Origin of the sequence: Devosia neptuniae, from assembly GCF_025452235.1 — a bacterium.
In the GTDB taxonomy this organism is placed as follows: domain Bacteria; phylum Pseudomonadota; class Alphaproteobacteria; order Rhizobiales; family Devosiaceae; genus Devosia.
The window spans coordinates 387065-404990 of the sequence record NZ_CP104964.1 but is presented as its reverse complement, the minus strand read 5'-3'; the positions used below and the strand labels follow the sequence as shown (position 1 = coordinate 404990).

The window sequence follows — 17926 nt, the reverse complement described above, 5'->3', positions numbered from 1 at the left end:
TCGTTCGCAATGGCAGAGCGCGGCTGTTCTTCTACGAGCGGGCTTTCATGGAATACCATGCCGACCGTTTCACTGATCACTCTCTGATGTACTGGGATGATGATCGTTTAGTCGCGGTATTGCCCGCTTCCCAGACTAACGAACTCTTGGTGTCGCACGGTGGTCTGACCTATGGCGGCCTGGTCCTGGCGCCCCGGACCCGCGCTCTGGACGTGCTACAGGCTTTAGGCGCGCTGCGTGACTATGCAAGGGCGACCGGCATCGAGAAGATCGTCTACAAGGCCGTACCCTATATCTTTCATGCCCTGCCCAGCCAGGATGACCTTTATGCTTTGACGCGCCTCAATGCGCGTCTTGTGCGACGGGACATCTCCAGCGTCATCCACCTCGACGCGCCACGCAAGCCGTCCAAGGGTCGCAAGTCGTTGATTTCTCGCGCCAAGAAGGCGCAACTGGTCATGAGCGAAAGCGACGATTGGAATAGTTTTCATCGTCTCCTCGCCGATGTCCTCGCCCGGCATGGCGCAGCACCAGTCCACTCGGTGGACGAGCTGCGCTACCTCAAGAGCCGGTTCGCAGACAGGATTAGCCTGCGCTGCGTGGAGCAAGACGGCAAGCTGTTGGCGGCCACCCTGATCTTTTTTTTCGATACTGTCGCGCATACCCAGTACATCGCCACCTCCGAAGATGGAAAATTTCTGGGCGCTTTGGATTTCCTGCTTGACGAAGTGATTGAGGAATGCGCGGGTGCCGGCAAGAAATACTTCAGTTTTGGCATATCGAGCGAAAATGGCGGCCGCGAACTCAACGAGGGGTTGATCGCCCAGAAGGAAGGCTTCGGCGGCCGGGGCGTAACGCTGGATTGGTATGAGATCGACGTGAATGATTGAGTTCCTAGACCTTCGTGCAGTAACCATGACCATGCGCGACGAATTGGTTGAAGCGGCGACGCGTGTCATTGATTCTGGCTGGTTCATCGGCGGCAAGGAGCTTGACGGCTTCGAGCGCGAGTTCGCGCAGTTCTGCGGTACCAGCTACTGCATCGGCGTGGGCAATGGGTTGGATGCCCTGAGCCTTACGCTGCGAGCTTGGAAGGAACTGGGCAAGCTCAGCGATGGCGACGAAGTGATCGTTCCGGCCAACACCTATATCGCCTCCATTCTCGCAATTTCGGCCTGCAACCTGACGCCGATCCTAGTCGAACCGTCGCCGACCACTTTCAACATCACCGCCGAGGGCGTCGCAGCGGCGATCACGCCCAAGACGCGTGCCTTGCTGCCCGTCCATCTCTACGGCCAACTGGCAGACATGCCCGAAATCATGACGCTTGCTCGCCAGCACGGCCTGCTGGTGCTCGAGGATGCGGCCCAGTCGCAGGGTGCGGAAATGGGGGGCAAACTTGCTGGCAACTGGGGTGATGCCGCAGGGTTCAGCTTCTATCCTGGCAAGAATCTGGGCGCTCTGGGTGATGCGGGCGCAATTACCACCAATGACGAAACGCTGGCCAAGACGTTAGCCGCCCTGCGCAACTACGGCTCACACGAAAAATACAAGAATGATTTCAAGGGAGTGAACAGTCGGCTAGATGAAATCCAGGCGGCATTTCTGCGCGTGAAATTGCGACATCTTCCGGCACATACGACGCGACGGCGCGAGATTGCCCGGCAGTATCTGTCGGGTATCGACAATCCAGCCGTGACACTACCAGCTTGGGGCAACGAATCACGTCACGTCTTTCACCTGTTTGTGTTGCAAACCCCCAATCGCAAGGCGCTGCAGCAACATCTACAGGAAAGAGGCGTGAAGACGCTGATCCATTATCCGATCGCGCCACATCACCAAGGTGCCTATACCGAATTGGGGAGCCTGAAGCTGCCCATTACTGAGCGCATGCATGATCAGGTGCTGAGCCTGCCTATGTCACCCACCCAGACAGATGAGGAAACCCAGCAGGTCGTGGCGGCCGTTAACGGATTCAAAGCTTGAATCTTGTCCATACGTCGGTGTTGTCGGCCATCGAAACCGGCGTCAAGCTGGCATCGGGCTTTCTGGTGCTGAAATATATATCGGTGCAGACAGGACCGGAAGGTATTGCCGCCTTTGGGCAATTTCAGAACTTCGTCACTTCGGCGACGGCCATGTGTGCGGGTGCCTTTACCACAGGCCTGGTGCGCTATGTCAGCGAGGCCCACGAGGCCGGCACCAGTAGAGTGCACGTGGAGCGCGCCGTCGGCTTCGCTTTACCAGTGCTGGTGGTCTTCGCACTAGCCCTGCTGATCGGGCCAGGACTGCTCTCAAATGCGATTTTCGGCAGTGATGCGTTTGCTTGGGCGTTCGTGTGCTTGGCCATCGCTTTACCCTTCATCGTTCTGTTTCAGATCATCCTGGCGCTGTTCAATGGGGCGGGTCAAATTCGTGAGTTAATCATTTCCAAATCAGCTTCCAGTCTGCTGCTTCTCGCCATCTCACTGGTTCTGGTGAGTGCATTCGGCGTCAGCGGGGGCCTCGCCAGCATAACGCTAGCCCCGGCTAGCGCCATGCTGGTCGCCTTGGCCATGGTAGGCAGGGTTCCTGGCATCGATTGGTCGTGGTTCAAGCCACGACTCGACTTGGCAGCGATCCGACAGTTCCTGCCCTTCTGGACCATGAGCATGACGACGATCATTTCGACTCCCGTCGTTCTGATCCTTGTCCGAACCGCAATCGGGGATCAGCTGGGCTGGACGAGCGCGGGCTATTGGGAGGCGTCCTGGCGACTCGCTGAGCTTTATCTGATCGTTGTCACCACGGCACTGACAGTCTACTACGTGCCGCAGTTGAGCCGGATTGCGCCCGGCCCCCAAGAACGGCAGCTGGTACTGCGGACGCTTTCCTTCGCCATTGCAACCAGTAGCGTGCTTGCTCTCGGAATCTACCTGATGCGCGATATTGTAGTGCCGCTAGTTTTCTCCCACGAGTTTTTACCCGTGTCGGACATTCTCGGGCCGCAGTTAGCGGGCAGCGTTGTGAGGATCGGCGGCTGGGTTGTGGCGTACCACATGATCGTGCGGGGCAAAGTTGTTGCCATGGTGGGATCAGAGCTCTTTTTTGGCTTTACCCTCTATGCGGCGACAATCTACTTTACCGGCCGATTTGGCCTCATCGGCGCGTCGTACGCCTTTTTGGGCAACGCGTTAGCATATGCCGTTTTTTCGACGTTCTACTACGTCATCCATATCGTCAGGCCGGGTCGCTAAGCAGGGCCGGATCGCTTCACTTGCGCCCGGCACGCGCCCTATGTTAGGCGAGCCCGAACTGGCCGTTAAGGACTTATACGCATGAAGGAATTAGCAAAAAGCTGGCTTTTCTATCTGCCAATGGCGGTTTTTGCAGTATACTATGCGTTCCAAAATATAGCTGGAATATATATTCTCCCAAAAGATCTGGTATTACTATTCATCGGGATATCTGTAGTCGGCGCGCTTTCATACATCTTGGCGTTTCGACTCGTGTCGGAAGCCTGGCTGAGCAAAATTCGGCTAGTGCAGCTATCACGACGTAAGGTGGAGTTCACCGCGTTTGCCGTCGTTGTCGTCTATGTTGGCTTGCTCATCATCGTCATGGGTACCTCCGATAAGGTTGCGCTCATCGAAGCTTTTCGCGGAGCCCCTGCGCAGGAGCTTCAACTGCTGCGTGAGACGCTGCTCCGCACCAGATCAGGCGCGTGGCAATCGCTCAATTACGCCTATGCAATCCTGAGCAACGCTCTGATGCCGCTCGCCGTGACCTACGCTTATCACAACAGGCGCGCTTGGCGGCATGTCGCGCTGGGGATATTGGTCGTGGGGCTTTCCTTGACTCTCGCAAAAGGTGCCATCGGTTCTATCGCCTTCCCCCTGCTAGCCTTGTTCCTGATGGAACGGCGTTTTCGAGCGGCCATCCTGCCGTTGATAATGCTAGGCGCGGTCATCGCCTCGATGTACTTCCTGTCCAGCGGACGGTTCGGCGCGCTGATCGGTGACACCCCGCCAGCGCTACAGCAGGCCCAGCAGGCCCAGAGCGCCCCCCTGGAGCCGCAGGTCGAGAACGCTTCTGCGGTTCCGGCAGCGTATAATCTGCTGCAGCGCGACGACCAACTCTCGTTGGCAGTAAATCGAATTGTTTGGATACCCTACGTCACGGCGATCGACTGGCTGCGCTACCAACGCGACATCCTTGACGGCGACTTCGTGCTGGGCCGTTCGATAAAGGTTATAGCCGTTGCGTTAGGCATGGAGCCTTTGCTGGTGGAACGCGAAGTTGCCACAATGCAATGGGGCCAGAACGAGGCCGGCACGGCCTCGTCTAATGCCCTGTTCCTGGTCGATGCCTGGTTGAACTTCGGCTGGATCGGCGTGATTTTATACGCCGCGCTCTTTGCCGTGACCATCAAGTTGCTGATTTCGACCAAGTCCAAGCCACTGATCGCTTCAGCAGTCGTGCCTGTTTGGACAGCGTGTTTTGTGGCTTTACCGCCGATCTTTTTGAGCGGCGGCCTAGCGTTCTTTGTGGTTGCGGCGCTGCTCTCAGCCCCACGATCCGAGGTGGCTAACGTCGCGAGGGTAACCGCGAAAAGCTGATCTGGAGGACGAATTGCTTTTTCAATCTCCTTTCTAAAAAAGGAGCTGGCGGTACGGGATCGCGGATCGATGGCGCCTGGTCAGTCAAGGAGCGCCTTGCATGCGAGAACTGTTAATTTGCGGGCGCTACTAGCATCGGCAGCCCTCAGCCGTTAGACGTCACTTGTCGACTCGAAGCGCAATCACCGGCTTCGGCTGTTTCAGGAAACGTGCGAGGCGCGGCGCTCAGCCCGCGGTCGCCTTATCGGTGCAAATACAATGCCAGATTTTCCCCGCGTTTCCATAATGTGCCCGGTCTACAATGCCGAGGAGTATCTCGAACTCGCCATGCGGAGCGTTCTGGACCAGGATTATCCCAATCTGGAACTTGTAATCTCGGACGATTGCTCTAGCGATCAGTCTCGGCGCATTGCAACCGAAATTGCCGCTGCCTATCCGCACCGAACCATCGTTCTGAACTTCAACGAGCGAAATCTCGGCATTACCGCCAATTGTAACTTGGCTCTGTCGCTCTGTACTGGGGAATATATCTGCCTGTTTGCGGGCGACGATCTAATGTACCCGGAAAAGATTCGGCGTCAGATCGAGGCCTTCGCCACCAAGCCATCGGCGTCTTTGTGTTTCCACGGCCTAGACGTGATCGACGATGACGGACGGCGGATAGCGGTGTGGCAGGACACCACTGAACGCTACGCCGAGGTTGCCGATATTATCCGCCATGCCGGAATTCCGTTTGGCTGCTCTATCATGGTTCGCGCCTCCGCTATTCCCGAATGGCGCTACGACCCGGCCATCGCCAGCGCCTCTGACTGGTTGTTCTTCATCGAAGTGGGCATTCGCGGCGGCCTGCTTCGGCTCGACGGGATCTTCGGCGCGTATCGTCGCCACAGTCAGGGCGCTAGCCGCCGGACCTTCGAGTTGATGGACGAAACGATGAAGACGCTGGACATAGTCCAGGAGCGCTACCCTGAGCTCGAACTGAACGCAGCTTGTCGCAGCGGCCGCCGCCGTTACCTGCTCGGCGAAGCCGCCCGGCTCACCCTGGCGGGTGACAAAGACCGGCTCGGCGACCTGCGGGCGCGCTTTTCGCGCGGTGACGCCCTCCTTGCCTTTGCTATCGGCCTGGGCCAGTTTTCTGCCAATATGGGACTACAGCGCTTAAGCTTCTTCCAAGCTGTTTATAACCTCGCTGCTCACAGGGCAAAATCATGATTTTGCATGCGCTGGCGCCGAGCTCCCGCATCAATTTCTTGAACGAAAGCAGCTTCCGACCGAGGAGCGGCGGCGGCGGGTTAGCCGCTCAGGTTTCGACGGCACTATCTTGTGGCGCCCCTCCGTTCCGGGGCATTGGTTCGCTTTCTGATAATACCTTCCAAGGGTTTCAAGCGCCTTTTCAATGGTGCCGGTCCTCATGGCCATGGTAGACAAATCCGATTTGTGATCTGGCTTGCCTGCAGATTTTGGCTGCGGGCCAAACATGCTTCTGGAATAGTATATGATAGCCCAAATTCGCATGCGCGTTTTGTCACTGCCGCGCCGGTGGAAGCAGGCCATTCTGGTCGCTTTTGACTTTGCTGCCCTGTCCTGTGCCCTCTGGGCCAGTTTCTGTCTGCGCTACGACAACTGGTACGTGCCGTATAGTCTTGATCAGTGGGCTATTGTTGTTTCGGCCCCTATCGTCGCCATTCCAATCTTTATCAGAATGGGTCTTTATCGCTCGGTTGTACGCTATTTGCCGGAGCGTGCAATGTGGACGATCATGCAGGCTATGCTCTTGGCGACGGTCGTCTGGGTCGTAGCTGTATTTCTGTCCGAAATGGCCGGGCGTGGCGTAGTACCTCGTTCAGTGCCGGTGATCTATTTCGGCATTGGCACCTTTATCGTGGCAGGCAGCCGTTTCGTAGCAAAGTGGGCTTTCCTGTCCAAGCTTAACCGGCAGGGTGCTGATCACAAAGCCATCGTAATCTATGGCGCGGGCGATTTAGGCCTGCAAATAGCTCAATCGCTTCGGAGTACTCACTACATAGCCGGTTTTATCGACGACAACCCCGGGCTTCACCGTCGTGAAATGGGCGGAATTCGGGTTTACGGCCCCGGAAAACTCAGGGAGTTGGTCAGCGAGTATGGCGTCGCTGACGTTATCCTTTCCATCTCGTCGCTCACCACACAACGTAGGAAAGAGATCGTTGCTTCCGTAAGCGAACACGGCGTAAAAATAAGAACACTGCCATCCATCGTAGACCTTGTAACCGGCAAGTACCTAGTCAGCCAAATCAAGGAAATCGACATAGTCGAACTTCTTGGTCGCTCGTCGGTCCCGCCTGACCCCGAACTTATTCGCAGTATGGTGGTCGGTCGTTCCATTATGGTGACTGGCGCGGGAGGGTCGATAGGATCCGAGTTATGCCGCAAGATTGCGCGTTGGAGCCCACAGCGTCTGGTTCTTTTTGAAGCCAATGAATTTGCGCTTTATCAGATCGAACAAGAGCTGGCTGATCTTCCGGACCTGAGTGTCGTGCCGGTGCTTGGCTCGGTTATAGACCAAGCACGAGTTAAAAGTATAATTATGCAGAACGATGTAAAAGTCGTCTTTCATGCCGCAGCGCATAAGCACGTTCCACTAGTTGAAGCTAACGCGCTCGAGGGCATAAAAAACAATATCTTTGGCACCCATGTGGTCGCGGAGACCGCATACACCTGCGGCGTCGAAAACTTTGTTTTGATTTCAACCGATAAAGCCGTCCGCCCGACAAACGTCATGGGCGCGACGAAGCGTTGGGCCGAGCTCATAGTCAGCGATGTTGCTGCGCGGGCAGAGGCTGCGGGTACAGGTCAGCGATTTTGCGCCGTGCGATTTGGTAACGTCTTGGGCTCGAACGGTTCGGTCGTTCCCCTATTCAAAAAGCAAATCGCGCAGGGTGGCCCCATTACGCTCACGGATGCGGCGATGACTCGCTACTTTATGTCGATCCAGGAAGCTGCCGAACTGATCGTTCAGGCAGGCGCCCTGTCGGAAGGTGGGGATGTGTTCCTGCTGGACATGGGCGAACCAATACTGATCTCCGACTTGGCGGAAAATATGGTTAGGCTAGCAGGACTGACGGTCCGCAACCAAAAGAACCCAGATGGTGATATCGAGATAGTCGTTACGGGCAAGCGTCCGGGCGAAAAGCTCTATGAAGAGTTGTTCTACGATTCTGCGTCTGCGGAATTCACGCAACACGCTAAAATCATGCGTGCGAACTCCAGAAGTCAAGTACTGAAAATCGCCGACGAAATAGGTCAAATCCGTGAAGCGGTTTCATCAAACAACGAGCACAGCGCTCGCCACGTTCTTTTCGATCTCGTTAGAAGAAGCGGATAGCCACAATTATCACCTAACGTTGAGCATCAATGGGAACTGAATTGAAGCCAGATCGTATTTTAATCACTGGCGCTAACGGGTTTGTTGGGCGGCATATGGTCAGCCATCTGCTGTCGTCAAGCGATGCAAATTTGAGACTTGCGGTGCGTAGCCTTGTGCCCTTTCCAACGACTTGGACTGGCAACGGTCGCATAGAGATCGTGGAGACGGGTCCGATTGAAACTTCGGACAGCCTCGCATCTGCTCTTCAGGATGTCACGGTTGTCTGCCATTTGGCCGGGCTGGCGCATGCGCCCCGCGCCAAAGCCAGTGATTTCTTTTTATCGAATGCCGTGGCAACCGAAAGGCTCGTCAGGGCTGCCGAGGCATCTGGGAGTCACACTTTCATACACTTGAGCAGCCTTGCCGCGATAACGAGAAACTCCTCGTCGTCGGTCATCAACGATTCGACGAATGAGCTTGCCGCTTCACCTTACGGAGCCTCTAAAAAATTAGCGGAGCAGCACGTAGCGGCCTTTGCGCATAGCGGAAAATTTGCCGTTTCCATTCGGCCGCCTCTTGTTGTGGGTCCTGATGCACGCGGAAATTGGGCCCAGTTGCAACGCCTTGCAGCTACAGGCTTGCCGCTACCATTTGCCAGTGTTCAAAATCGGCGGGCCTTCATAGGCATCGAAACGCTCGTCAGCGCTATTGGCCATCTCTGCTCCAGGCAGTGGACGACTGCAGAGTCCGGAAACTATTGCGTCGCCGATCTGGATACCCTCTCCTTGCCGGAGGTCGTCACGGCCCTTCGTCAAGGCATGGGCATTGGGCCACGCCTCATCGCTATCCCTCCTGGATTAATTTCGACCATCGGCCGGTGGCTTGGAAAGGCGAAAGCCGCATCGGGACTGCTCGGCGATCTAGATGTAGACGCCTCGCGCTTTAACCAAACCTTCGACTTCATCCCGCCTAAAAGGCTGTTGGATTCCATTGTCGCGTCCGGCCACCAATACAGACGAACGATAGAAAATACCCAGAATGGAATCGCCCAATGAAGCGAGCAGCTGACGTCATTATTACCCTGTTTGGTCTTCCCTTTGCGCTGCCCGTTACCCTTTTGTGCATGGTGGTGGTCAGATTGACCTCGCCTGGCCCAGCGATCTTCCGGCAAATCCGGGTTGGCTTACATGAGGCGCCTTTCGTATGCTTCAAGCTTCGCACGATGTATGTCGATACGCGCGACGCCCCGAGCCACGAAACAAAAGCTTCGGCAGTTACGCCTGCAGGGGCCCTGCTGAGACGGCTCAAGCTCGATGAACTCCCTCAACTTTGGAACATTTTGCGTGGAGAAATGAGTTTCGTTGGGCCTCGCCCCTGCCTTCCCTCACAGACCGAGCTGATCGAAGCTCGCCGGATCCGGGGACTCTACGAAGTTCTGCCTGGCATAACGGGCGTTGCGCAGGTCGCGGGAATAGACATGTCTGATCCGATCAAACTGGCACAGCGTGATGCCGAGTATCTTTCAACGATGTCTCTGGGTACTGACCTTCGGCTGATCATCGCCACTGCGTTTGGTGCCGGTCGTGGGGACCGCATCCAATCGTGAGGCAATCACGTCAGATGAGCCTCCAGCTTCAGAACAGGTCAGAATTGCCAAGGCTGTCAAAAGAGCGGCCGGCGGCATCCTTCTCTGACAACACTGGCTCCCCTGTAATGGGCCATTCAACCGCTATCGAGGGATCGTTCCACAAAATACACCGTTCCGAAGTAGCCGAATAGTAGGACGTGGTTTTATAAAGGAACTCGGTGGTTTCCTCGAGGGCGACAAATCCATGGGCAAAGCCCTCAGGAATCCACATCTGCAATCGGTTTTGCGCCGAGAGGTTGATGCCATACCATCTTCCAAAAGTCGCTGAGGTGCGGCGCAGGTCGACTGCCACGTCAAACGCAGAGCCACGGACAACTCTTACGAGTTTTCCCTGGGCGACATCTCCTACCTGATAGTGAAGTCCACGCACTACATTCCGGGAGGAAACGGAATGATTGTCCTGCACAAATTCTGCACGAACGCCGGTCGCTTCCTCGAATGAGCGCTGGTTAAAGCTCTCGAAAAAGGCACCTCTGCCGTCAGAAAAAACGCGAGGCTCAAGCAAGACCAAGCCTGGGAGCGAGAGTGGCGTTACCTTCATCTGAAATCAATCTCCTCAAGCAGCCTTTGCAAATATGTTCCATAACCGCTTTTTGCTAGCGGCAGCGCCAACTCCCGTAATTGGGCATCATCGATCCAGCCGTTGCGCCACGAAACTTCTTCTGGGCAGGCCACTTTTTGCCCCTGTCGCTTTTCGATAGTCGAAATAAACTGGCCGGCTTCTAAAAGGGAATCATGCGTTCCCGTATCAAGCCACGCAAAGCCGCGCCCCATAAGCGCAACTCGCAAGTTGCCTTCCTCCAGATAGAGCCGATTTAGATCGGTTATTTCCAACTCGCCGCGGGCAGAAGGCCTCAGTTGTTTCGCCAGCTCAACAACGCGAGAGTCATAGTAGTACAGTCCTGTAACAGCGTAGCTGGATTTTGGCGTGGCCGGCTTTTCCTCAAGCCCAACGACCTTTCCCGACAGGTCAAATTCGGCGACACCGTAACGTTCCGGGTCCTGAACATGATAGGCAAAGACTGTTGCGCTGTCGGTCTGCGCATCCGCTTCGCTCAGCAGATGTTTGAGGTCGTGTCCGAAAAAGATGTTATCCCCCAAGACCAGCGCGCTCGGCGCGCCATCAAGAAACGACTCGCCGATCATGAAGGCCTGGGCGAGACCGTCAGGACTGGGCTGGATAGCGTATGCCAGCTTGATACCCCAGCGAGACCCGTCTCCCAGCAGCCTCTGAAATCGGGGGATGTCCTCGGGAGTAGAGATGATCAAAATTTCTCGCATGCCGCCAAGCATCAACGTCGACAGCGGATAATATATCATCGGCTTGTCATAGACCGGAAGCAACTGCTTCGAAACCGACAGGGTGGCCGGATGGAGACGTGTGCCTGCTCCGCCCGCCAGAATAATACCTTTGCGTGTCATTTGACGCCAATATCCTTCAACTCTTTGACCGTCCTGCGGACACCATCGCGCCAATCGGGAAACTGAATGTTCAGGGCATCGCGCAGCTTGTCGCTGCTGAGCCTTGAATTGCGGGGCCGGCGCGCGGCAGTCACATATTCATCGCTGGCAATGGGTGTCATTTCAGGCTTCCGCTCAATGAGGCCAGCCGAAAGGGCAGTATCGAGCGCTTCCACGGCAACGTCGAACCAAGAGCCCGCGCCAGCTGAGGTCAAGTTATAGATGCCCGTCGCGATGGGTTGACCAACCGAGGCGCGATAGATGGCGAGTGCCGTCACATCTGCAATGAGTGCTGCCCCAGTTGGTGCGCCAAACTGATCGCTCACCACCTTGAGCTGCGAACGCTCGCGCCCGAGACGGCACATCGTCTTGACGAAATTGGAGCCCCGCGGCGAGTGAACCCAGCTCGTACGAAAGATCAGGTGCTTGCTGACCTGGGAGACCGCCCGTTCACCACCCAGCTTGCTTTCGCCGTAGACCGACAGCGGCGAGCAATCGTCGCTCTCGACATAGGGTTCGGGCTTGGCCCCATCAAAAACGTAGTCGCTTGAGTAATGTACTATCCAGGCCCCAAGGCCCTCAGCGGCCTCGGCCAAGACGCCCGGCGAAATCGCGTTAATGGCAAAGCAATCGTTCCGGTTGGTCTCGGCAGCGTCCACGGCAGTATAGGCAGCCGCGTTGACGACGACGTCCGGACGAATCGCCTCAACAACGTCCTTGAGACTTTTCGGATCACGAAAATCGTAGGCCCCACGTTTCGGAACGATGACGGGCCCAAGCGGTGAGACGGCACGCTGGAGTTCCCATCCGACTTGTCCGCTAGCGCCAAAGATAAGGATCGTCACTGGTACTGCACCTTGATCCAGTCCAGGTATGCTCCGCTTCGCACTGCTGCTACCCACTCCTGGTTGTCAAGATACCAATCAACTGTCTTCACTATCCCCTGCTCAAACGAGACCTCGGGCTCCCAGCCTAAGTCATCGCGTATCTTCGTCGAGTCGATAGCGTACCGTCGGTCGTGCCCGGGACGGTCGGTCACAAACTTGATCTGTTCCGAGTATTTCCGGCCGTCGCTCCTCGGCCGGACAGCATCGAGAATACCGCATATCTGGGTGACCACGTGCAGATTGGTTCGCTCATTGTTGCCGCCGATATTGTAGGTGGAACCCGGCTTGGCCTTTTCTAGCGCCAGCCGGATCGCACTGCAGTGGTCCTCCACGTACAGCCAGTCCCTGACTTGCTGTCCATCCCCGTATACCGGCAAATCGTGGCCATCGAGAGCATTCGTAATTATCAGAGGGACAAGTTTTTCGGGGAAATGAAACGGGCCGTAATTGTTGGAACAGTTCGTAATGATCGTCGGCAGCCCAAAGGTCTCGAAATACGAGCGAACGATATGGTCCGATGCGGCCTTGCTTGCAGAGTACGGACTATTGGGCTTGTAGCTGGTCTCTTCGGTGAAGGCCGGATCATTTGGCCCCAGGCTACCGAATACCTCATCGGTCGAAACATGAACGAAACGGAAACGACCCTGTTCGACCGGCAAAAGGGTGCCAAAATGGTGTCGACTCGCTTCTATCAGCCGTAACGTCCCAATCACATTGGTGTCAAAAAAAGGCTCTGGACTGGATATCGAGCGGTCAACGTGGCTCTCCGCAGCGAAATTTACAACCGCGCGCGCCTGATGCTCCGCCAGTAACGAACCGACCAGATCGGCGTCGGCGATTGAACCGCGAACAAAGATATGCCGCGGATCATCCCGCAGGCTGTCAAGATTTTGCAGGTTGCCGGCGTAAGTGAGCGCGTCGAGATTGACCACAGGCTCATCGGAGTGCCGAAACCACGAAACGACGAAGTTGGAACCGATAAATCCCGCACCGCCTGTAACCAGAATTGTCATGCATTGCCTTTCTCGATCAATTCTTTGCATGCCAGCATAGGGCGACAACGCCTACGATAACAGGCGATTCGAAGCTAGGTGAGCGCAACCGGCCACGCTTGCGTTGGCATCGACATAGGACTGGCAATTTCATGGGGGCTTATGTAGGTAATGCCATATTCTGTAGGTAATGCCATATTCGCGGCAGGGCTTGAGCATGCGCTCGCCACAGAGTCGAGCTATTCCTACTACGAAGGTACCGCTCAGCAGTTAGTGTGTCCAAGGGCAAATCAGAAAGAACAAATAGTGTCTCTTGTTAAGACATTTAATTTCCAGCTTATTCCCGATCCTACTGGTCTGCTCTCGGTCTACGAGACTGGTAAAGGCGTTGATTTCGAAATTAAGCGTGTCTATTGCCTCAGCCGCTTGGAGGCCAACAGCACACGCGGTTACCACGCCCACAAGGCCTTGCGACAGGTTGCCGTATGCCTGTCGGGGAGTTGCCGCTTTGTGCTCGACGACGGCAAGGTTCGGGAGAGCGTGGTCCTCGATTCGCCCGGCGTTGGCCTGCAGATTGAAAGTTTCATCTGGCGTGAAATGCACGATTTCAGCGACAATTGCGTCCTCATGGTGCTGGCTAGCGAGCTCTACTCCGAGTCGGACTACATTCGTTCATACGAGGATTTTCTGAAGGAGGTCGGCAATGCGTCCTAACCAGCCCCGCACAGTCGAGAAGACGAAAAATCTAGTTATCGTGGGCGCCGGCGAATTTGCCATGATCGCCTATGAGTACTTTACGCATGATTCCGAATACCGGGTCGTTGGGTTTGCTGTAGAGCGCGCCTATCTGACTGCAACTGAGCTTCTCGGCTTGCCAGTCGTTGCATTCGAAGACGTGACCGAAACTTTTCCCATTGCGGGAAATCATGTCTTCGTCGCGGTGCCTGCCAGCGACCTGAACGCTACCAGGACGCGTCTCTACCAGGAAGCGAAGGAAAAAGGGTATTCCATTGCGACCTATGTCAGCAGTTGGGCCTTTGTCTGGCATAACTGCAAGATCGGAGAGAATTGCTTCATCTTCGAAGACAATACCCTCCAACCCTTCACCGAAGTTGGCAACAATGTCATTATGTGGAGCGGCAATCACCTCGGACACCGTAGCGTCATTGAAGACAACTGTTTTGTCTCATCGCATGTGGTAATCTCTGGCTATTGCCGGATAGGCAATTCAACGTTCGTCGGTGTCAATTCTACGCTGAATGACCATGTCACAATTCCAGAGTACTGCATCATAGCGTCCGGTACGCTGATTACAAAAACGTTGCCCAATCCTGCCAAGATTTATCGCGGCGCCCCCGCGACCGAAGTGCCCCGGCTCGATGCCCGCAAGACTAAATTGTAGCTCGCAGCACCCTGCGCGGTAATCCCTTGCGGCCCACCAAACCTTCGGTAGCATTTTCGCCGGAGACCACACTCCGTTGCGAGTTGGGCTCGGTGCAGCCGAACCTGGCGGCATAATATCTACTGCAGCACGGCATGCTAATCAGCCAAGAGCCTTTCCTTAACTTCCAGACGGAGACTGTCGCGATGGCAAGAGTTTTGATCACAGGCGGCGCCGGATTTATAGGCCGCCGTCTTGCCTCGCGCCTTTTGGCATCCGGCCATCAAGTTCGCATCCTGGACCCGCTGACACAACAGGTTCACGGCGCGGTGCCTCAAGACGTGGGCTGGCTGCAGGAGCCGGATATCGAGTTCATGCGGGGGAGTGTTGTAAACCGACAGGACTGGATAGCCGCCCTTAAGGATGTGGACTGCGTCGCTCACTTGGCGGCGGAAACTGGCACGGGCCAGTCAATGTACGAGGTTGCTCGCTACAATGAGGTCAACAGCCAGGGAACGGCGCTCCTGTTCGATGTTTTGGCTCAGGATGACAGGCGATCCGTCAAACGTATAATCCTGACCTCCAGCCGATCCATCTATGGCGAAGGTCGCTACGAATGCCGTTCTTGCGGCCTCGCCCCAGTCTATCCCTCCTCGCGATCGGCCAGCCAGCTGTCCGAACACAAGTGGGAGCCGACTTGCCCTAATTGCGGGTCAAACTTGCACGTCGTTGCCACAAAAGAGAGCGACACACCTCGCCCCGCCTCAATCTATGCGGCCACAAAGTACGCGCAAGAAGATCTGGTGCGCGTCGGCTGCGAAGCTCTCGGGATCGGCTACGCCATTTTCCGCCTGCAGAATGTGTATGGCGAAGGCCAGTCACTAAAAAATCCGTATACAGGAATCCTGTCGATATTCTCGACCAAACTCCGTCGAGGCCTTGAGCTCCCACTGTTCGAAGACGGGCTGGAAAGCAGAGATTTCGTACACGTCGACGATGTCGTCTCCGCGCTGGTTCTGGGCATAGACGCACCTATGCCTCCCGATGATACGTTCAATGTAGGCAGTGGCGTCGCGACCAGCATTGCCGAGGTCGCCGGCGCATTGTCCACGGCATTTGGAAAAGTGCACAACACGGTTATCACGGGGCAGTATCGCATTGGTGATATTCGCCACAACGTGGCTGATATGTCTCTGATAAGAAGCAAACTGGGCTTCGAACCTTCAATCGACTTGCAAGCCGGTTTGAAGCGTTTCGCTCAGTGGGTGCTAACGCAACCTCTCCCTGAAGACCTTCTGGCCAAGGCCAACAAGGAGCTTCAGGATCGCTCCCTGATGGGTAGCTGACCATGGGGCCTTATGGTTTTCGGCACTGTGTGAGACAGGACATGCTCCGGTTCCGCGCGATAGTGGCGGGCCAGGCACCAGCAGGTCTGCGGCCAAGCGACTGGCTTAGTTTGGCGTCGCCCAGATTCCTGCCCATGCTGCTGGTACGCATCGCCTACAAGATGCAGATGTCTCGACTTGGTGTGCTGGCAAAACTGGTTTCATTTCTGAATTTTTGCCTTTTCGGAATCGAGGTCGCCACCCGCTGTCCTATTGAAGGCGGCTTGTTCTTTCCCCATACGCAAGGCACCGTGATCGGCGCTCTCAGAGTTGGCAAGAATGCCACGATCTATCACGGTGTGACGATCGGCGCAAAAGAACTCGACTACCACTACGCGGTGGATAGCCGTCCGACAGTAGGCGACGACGTACTGATCGGATCTGGCGCCAAGGTGCTAGGTGGCATCGCAATCGGCGACCGCGTCCGGATCGGCGCCAATACGGTAGTCACTATAAATCTGGAACAAGACATAACTGCCGTTGGCTCGGCTATCCGTATTATCGACAAGCCTTAGCCAATAGAGGACGAACCTGTGGATCTTCACGGCAAGAATGTATTGCTCATCGCACCCAAGTTTTTTGGCTATGACGCTGACATCGCCAACGAGTTGAGACGTCGTGGCGCGCAGGTTGATTTCATCCGGGACCGCCCTTTCGACTCTGCAATCATGATGGCGATGACACGCATTGCACGCACTTCCGTGATGCCCTTCGTGGACCGCTTGTACACGCGGCAGCTCGAAGGCTTTGGTCGATCCAGATACGACCTCATTTTAGTCGTTAACGGCCAAACTTTGTCGGGGCGCCTGTTGGCACAGTTGCGGACGAGTTATCCCGAATCGTCCTTGGTATTGTATCTTTGGGATTCGGTTGCCAACAGAACTTCGACATTGCGGAATATGGGCCAATACGATTCTATTTACAGCTTTGACCAAACGGATTCAAAAACGTTTGGTCTCCAGCATCGACCTCTGTTTTATTCTCCCGCATTTTCCAACCATGCTGAAACCAATCAAGATATAGACATCAGTTTTATTGGCACCGCTCACACCGATAGGGCTTTTATCGTAAACGAAATTGATCGTTTATTGCCCCAAACTTCGAAGCGGTTCTGGTATCTATATCTGCAGGCACCGTGGGTTTTCATGGCGTATAAGCTAACCAACCCCTCATTCCGGCGCACGAGATTTGATCAATTCTCCTTTACGCCTCTGAACCGAAAAACAGTGCAATCAGTGTTTTCGCGATCAAAAGCTATTCTTGATATTGAACACCCTCGCCAAACCGGCCTCACGATCAGAACCTTCGAAACCCTAGGCTCGCGAAAAAAACTAGTGACTACAAATCGAGTGGCAATTGAGACTGATTTCTACCATCAAAGCAATATTCACGTAATAGACCGAAAAAATCCAAAAATTAGACGGGAGTTCACAGAAGAACCTTATGAAGTTCTTAGTGACTACATTTACAATAAGTACAGCATAAGTGGCTGGACAGAGGAAATATTGTCTGGATTGTAATAGCAATCGATCGATGCTTCGATGCCCAGCGGAGATTAGCGAAGCAGTCCGCTGCGTTCGAACTCTGCCCACCCTTTGAGCTGGTGACGCGCGGAGTCTTCGGCGCTGCCATCGGCAACTGGCTTGCCCTTGGCCGCTGACTTCTCCTCGCGAACCAGTTTTCTGTTCCAGGCGGCCTGCCGTCGCTTTTCGGTTTTAGCGATCGCATCGTCTTCGCGCCATGCCGAGACCATGTCCTCGTTCAGCACCTCTTCCACACGACGAGGATCGAAGATGTGAAAGGTTATCTTCTTGGCGCGGCCCCGGAGTTTGACCGTGCGCGTGCCAGCGCTCGGAAGGCGACCGTCCTTGAGCCAGCGATGCCGCTCGGTGGTCGATATCGACAGGATGTCCTGGATCTCGCGCGGGATCACCGGCAGGCTCTCGATCCCTTCCAGCGCCTTCGAAACGATGGAGGATGCGGTCTTGAATTCGCCCTCCAAGCCCTCAGGCATCTGGAGAGTCAGTACCACGCCGGTGACATCGAGCGATTTCTTGACTGCGGAAGGGAGACGAGCGCGCATTTCGAGCAGAATGCCCTTGGCCCTGACCGCGGATCCCAACGTCGCCGCGGCCGGTAGCGTCCATTCCTGGACCAGGGCAAGAGGCGCTTCGACTTTGCGTTTTGATGGCATGGCTCTCAAGTAGGCTCTCCCGCCTGCGCGTTCA

Annotated in this window: 18 protein-coding genes; 13 read left to right on the top strand and 5 right to left on the bottom strand. The window is 55.5% G+C overall.

The genetic code is table 11. The annotated features are described in order from the left end of the window. Positions 1-47 precede the first annotated feature (47 nt). From N8A98_RS01950 to N8A98_RS01915, 8 genes are all read left to right on the top strand, one after another. Positions 48-890, top strand: a complete 843-nt coding sequence (locus N8A98_RS01950; protein WP_262165355.1) for a GNAT family N-acetyltransferase — start codon at positions 48-50, stop codon at positions 888-890. Further along, positions 883-1986 (top strand): DegT/DnrJ/EryC1/StrS family aminotransferase, encoded by a 1104-nt coding sequence (locus tag N8A98_RS01945; RefSeq protein ID WP_262165353.1) that lies wholly within the window; start codon positions 883-885, stop codon positions 1984-1986. The genes N8A98_RS01950 and N8A98_RS01945 overlap by 8 nt, the downstream gene beginning before the upstream one ends. Then, entirely contained in the window at positions 1983-3236 is a 1254-nt protein-coding gene (locus N8A98_RS01940) for an O-antigen translocase (protein ID WP_262165351.1), read from the top strand. The genes N8A98_RS01945 and N8A98_RS01940 overlap by 4 nt, the downstream gene beginning before the upstream one ends. Positions 3237-3317: 81 nt before the next feature. After that, positions 3318-4598, top strand: a complete 1281-nt coding sequence (locus tag N8A98_RS01935) for a hypothetical protein (RefSeq protein ID WP_262165349.1) — start codon at positions 3318-3320, stop codon at positions 4596-4598. 258 nt (positions 4599-4856) lie between these two features. Continuing rightward, positions 4857-5810, top strand: a complete 954-nt coding sequence (locus N8A98_RS01930) for a glycosyltransferase family 2 protein (protein WP_262165347.1) — start codon at positions 4857-4859, stop codon at positions 5808-5810. A gap of 283 nt (positions 5811-6093) precedes the next feature. Next, on the top strand, positions 6094-7962 hold the full coding sequence (locus N8A98_RS01925; protein ID WP_262165345.1) for a polysaccharide biosynthesis protein: 1869 nt from the start codon (positions 6094-6096) through the stop codon (positions 7960-7962). Positions 7963-7991: 29 nt separating this feature from the next. Next, a complete protein-coding gene (locus tag N8A98_RS01920; RefSeq protein ID WP_262165343.1) occupies positions 7992-8999 on the top strand; it encodes an NAD-dependent epimerase/dehydratase family protein in 1008 nt (335 codons plus the stop codon). Continuing rightward, the gene (locus tag N8A98_RS01915) at positions 8996-9550 is read left to right on the top strand and encodes a sugar transferase (RefSeq protein ID WP_262165342.1); all 555 of its coding nucleotides are present in this window, start codon (positions 8996-8998) and stop codon (positions 9548-9550) included. Before N8A98_RS01920 ends, N8A98_RS01915 begins: the two co-directional genes overlap by 4 nt. A 28-nt stretch (positions 9551-9578) precedes the next feature. Here the strand turns inward: N8A98_RS01915 and rfbC are convergent, their stop codons facing one another. From rfbC to rfbB, 4 genes are read right to left on the bottom strand one after another with little or no spacing between them, the layout of a single operon-like run. Continuing rightward, a complete protein-coding gene (rfbC, locus tag N8A98_RS01910) occupies positions 9579-10133 on the bottom strand; it encodes a dTDP-4-dehydrorhamnose 3,5-epimerase (RefSeq protein WP_262165341.1) in 555 nt (184 codons plus the stop codon). Continuing rightward, positions 10130-11014: a glucose-1-phosphate thymidylyltransferase RfbA gene (gene rfbA, locus N8A98_RS01905; protein WP_262165339.1), complete on the bottom strand. Its 885-nt coding sequence runs from the start codon at positions 11012-11014 to the stop codon at positions 10130-10132. Before rfbA ends, rfbC begins: the two co-directional genes overlap by 4 nt. Next, on the bottom strand, positions 11011-11898 hold the full coding sequence (gene rfbD, locus N8A98_RS01900) for a dTDP-4-dehydrorhamnose reductase (RefSeq protein WP_262165337.1): 888 nt from the start codon (positions 11896-11898) through the stop codon (positions 11011-11013). Before rfbD ends, rfbA begins: the two co-directional genes overlap by 4 nt. Next, positions 11895-12953 (bottom strand): dTDP-glucose 4,6-dehydratase, encoded by a 1059-nt coding sequence (gene rfbB / locus N8A98_RS01895; protein ID WP_262165335.1) that lies wholly within the window; start codon positions 12951-12953, stop codon positions 11895-11897. The genes rfbD and rfbB overlap by 4 nt, the downstream gene beginning before the upstream one ends. Before the next feature lie 285 nt (positions 12954-13238). Here rfbB and N8A98_RS01890 point away from each other — a divergent pair, with 285 nt between their 5' ends. The 5 genes from N8A98_RS01890 (at position 13239) to N8A98_RS01870 (ending at position 17218) form a co-directional block, all read left to right on the top strand. Continuing rightward, complete coding sequence (locus N8A98_RS01890; protein ID WP_262165333.1) at positions 13239-13646, top strand: sugar 3,4-ketoisomerase; 408 nt, start codon at positions 13239-13241, stop codon at positions 13644-13646. Then, the gene (locus N8A98_RS01885; protein WP_262165332.1) at positions 13636-14334 is read left to right on the top strand and encodes an acetyltransferase; all 699 of its coding nucleotides are present in this window, start codon (positions 13636-13638) and stop codon (positions 14332-14334) included. The genes N8A98_RS01890 and N8A98_RS01885 overlap by 11 nt, the downstream gene beginning before the upstream one ends. Positions 14335-14468: 134 nt before the next feature. Next, positions 14469-15659 carry an NAD-dependent epimerase/dehydratase family protein gene (locus tag N8A98_RS01880; RefSeq protein ID WP_262165330.1) on the top strand — a complete coding sequence of 397 codons (1191 nt, stop codon included), beginning with the start codon at positions 14469-14471 and terminating at the stop codon, positions 15657-15659. 134 nt (positions 15660-15793) lie between these two features. Beyond that, complete coding sequence (locus N8A98_RS01875; protein WP_262165328.1) at positions 15794-16213, top strand: serine O-acetyltransferase; 420 nt, start codon at positions 15794-15796, stop codon at positions 16211-16213. Positions 16214-16231: 18 nt separating this feature from the next. Then, positions 16232-17218, top strand: coding sequence for a WaaS/CpsH family glycosyltransferase (locus N8A98_RS01870; protein WP_262165326.1), 987 nt, complete (start codon positions 16232-16234; stop codon positions 17216-17218). A gap of 35 nt (positions 17219-17253) precedes the next feature. Here N8A98_RS01870 and N8A98_RS01865 read toward each other — a convergent pair whose 3' ends face one another. Then, positions 17254-17892 carry a hypothetical protein gene (locus tag N8A98_RS01865; protein WP_262165928.1) on the bottom strand — a complete coding sequence of 213 codons (639 nt, stop codon included), beginning with the start codon at positions 17890-17892 and terminating at the stop codon, positions 17254-17256. Positions 17893-17926 lie beyond the last annotated feature (34 nt).

Coding starts and splice junctions, on each gene's coding strand:
- N8A98_RS01950 (WP_262165355.1), top strand. CDS start 48: ATGGAATACCATGCCGACCGTTTCACTGATCACTCTCTGATGTACTGG.
- N8A98_RS01945 (WP_262165353.1), top strand. CDS start 883: ATGATTGAGTTCCTAGACCTTCGTGCAGTAACCATGACCATGCGCGAC.
- N8A98_RS01935 (WP_262165349.1), top strand. CDS start 3,318: ATGAAGGAATTAGCAAAAAGCTGGCTTTTCTATCTGCCAATGGCGGTT.
- N8A98_RS01930 (WP_262165347.1), top strand. CDS start 4,857: ATGCCAGATTTTCCCCGCGTTTCCATAATGTGCCCGGTCTACAATGCC.
- N8A98_RS01925 (WP_262165345.1), top strand. CDS start 6,094: ATGATAGCCCAAATTCGCATGCGCGTTTTGTCACTGCCGCGCCGGTGG.
- N8A98_RS01920 (WP_262165343.1), top strand. CDS start 7,992: ATGGGAACTGAATTGAAGCCAGATCGTATTTTAATCACTGGCGCTAAC.
- N8A98_RS01915 (WP_262165342.1), top strand. CDS start 8,996: ATGAAGCGAGCAGCTGACGTCATTATTACCCTGTTTGGTCTTCCCTTT.
- rfbC (WP_262165341.1), bottom strand. CDS start 10,133: ATGAAGGTAACGCCACTCTCGCTCCCAGGCTTGGTCTTGCTTGAGCCT.
- rfbA (WP_262165339.1), bottom strand. CDS start 11,014: ATGACACGCAAAGGTATTATTCTGGCGGGCGGAGCAGGCACACGTCTC.
- rfbB (WP_262165335.1), bottom strand. CDS start 12,953: ATGACAATTCTGGTTACAGGCGGTGCGGGATTTATCGGTTCCAACTTC.
- N8A98_RS01885 (WP_262165332.1), top strand. CDS start 13,636: ATGCGTCCTAACCAGCCCCGCACAGTCGAGAAGACGAAAAATCTAGTT.
- N8A98_RS01880 (WP_262165330.1), top strand. CDS start 14,469: ATGCTAATCAGCCAAGAGCCTTTCCTTAACTTCCAGACGGAGACTGTC.
- N8A98_RS01875 (WP_262165328.1), top strand. CDS start 15,794: ATGCTGCTGGTACGCATCGCCTACAAGATGCAGATGTCTCGACTTGGT.
- N8A98_RS01865 (WP_262165928.1), bottom strand. CDS start 17,892: ATGCCATCAAAACGCAAAGTCGAAGCGCCTCTTGCCCTGGTCCAGGAA.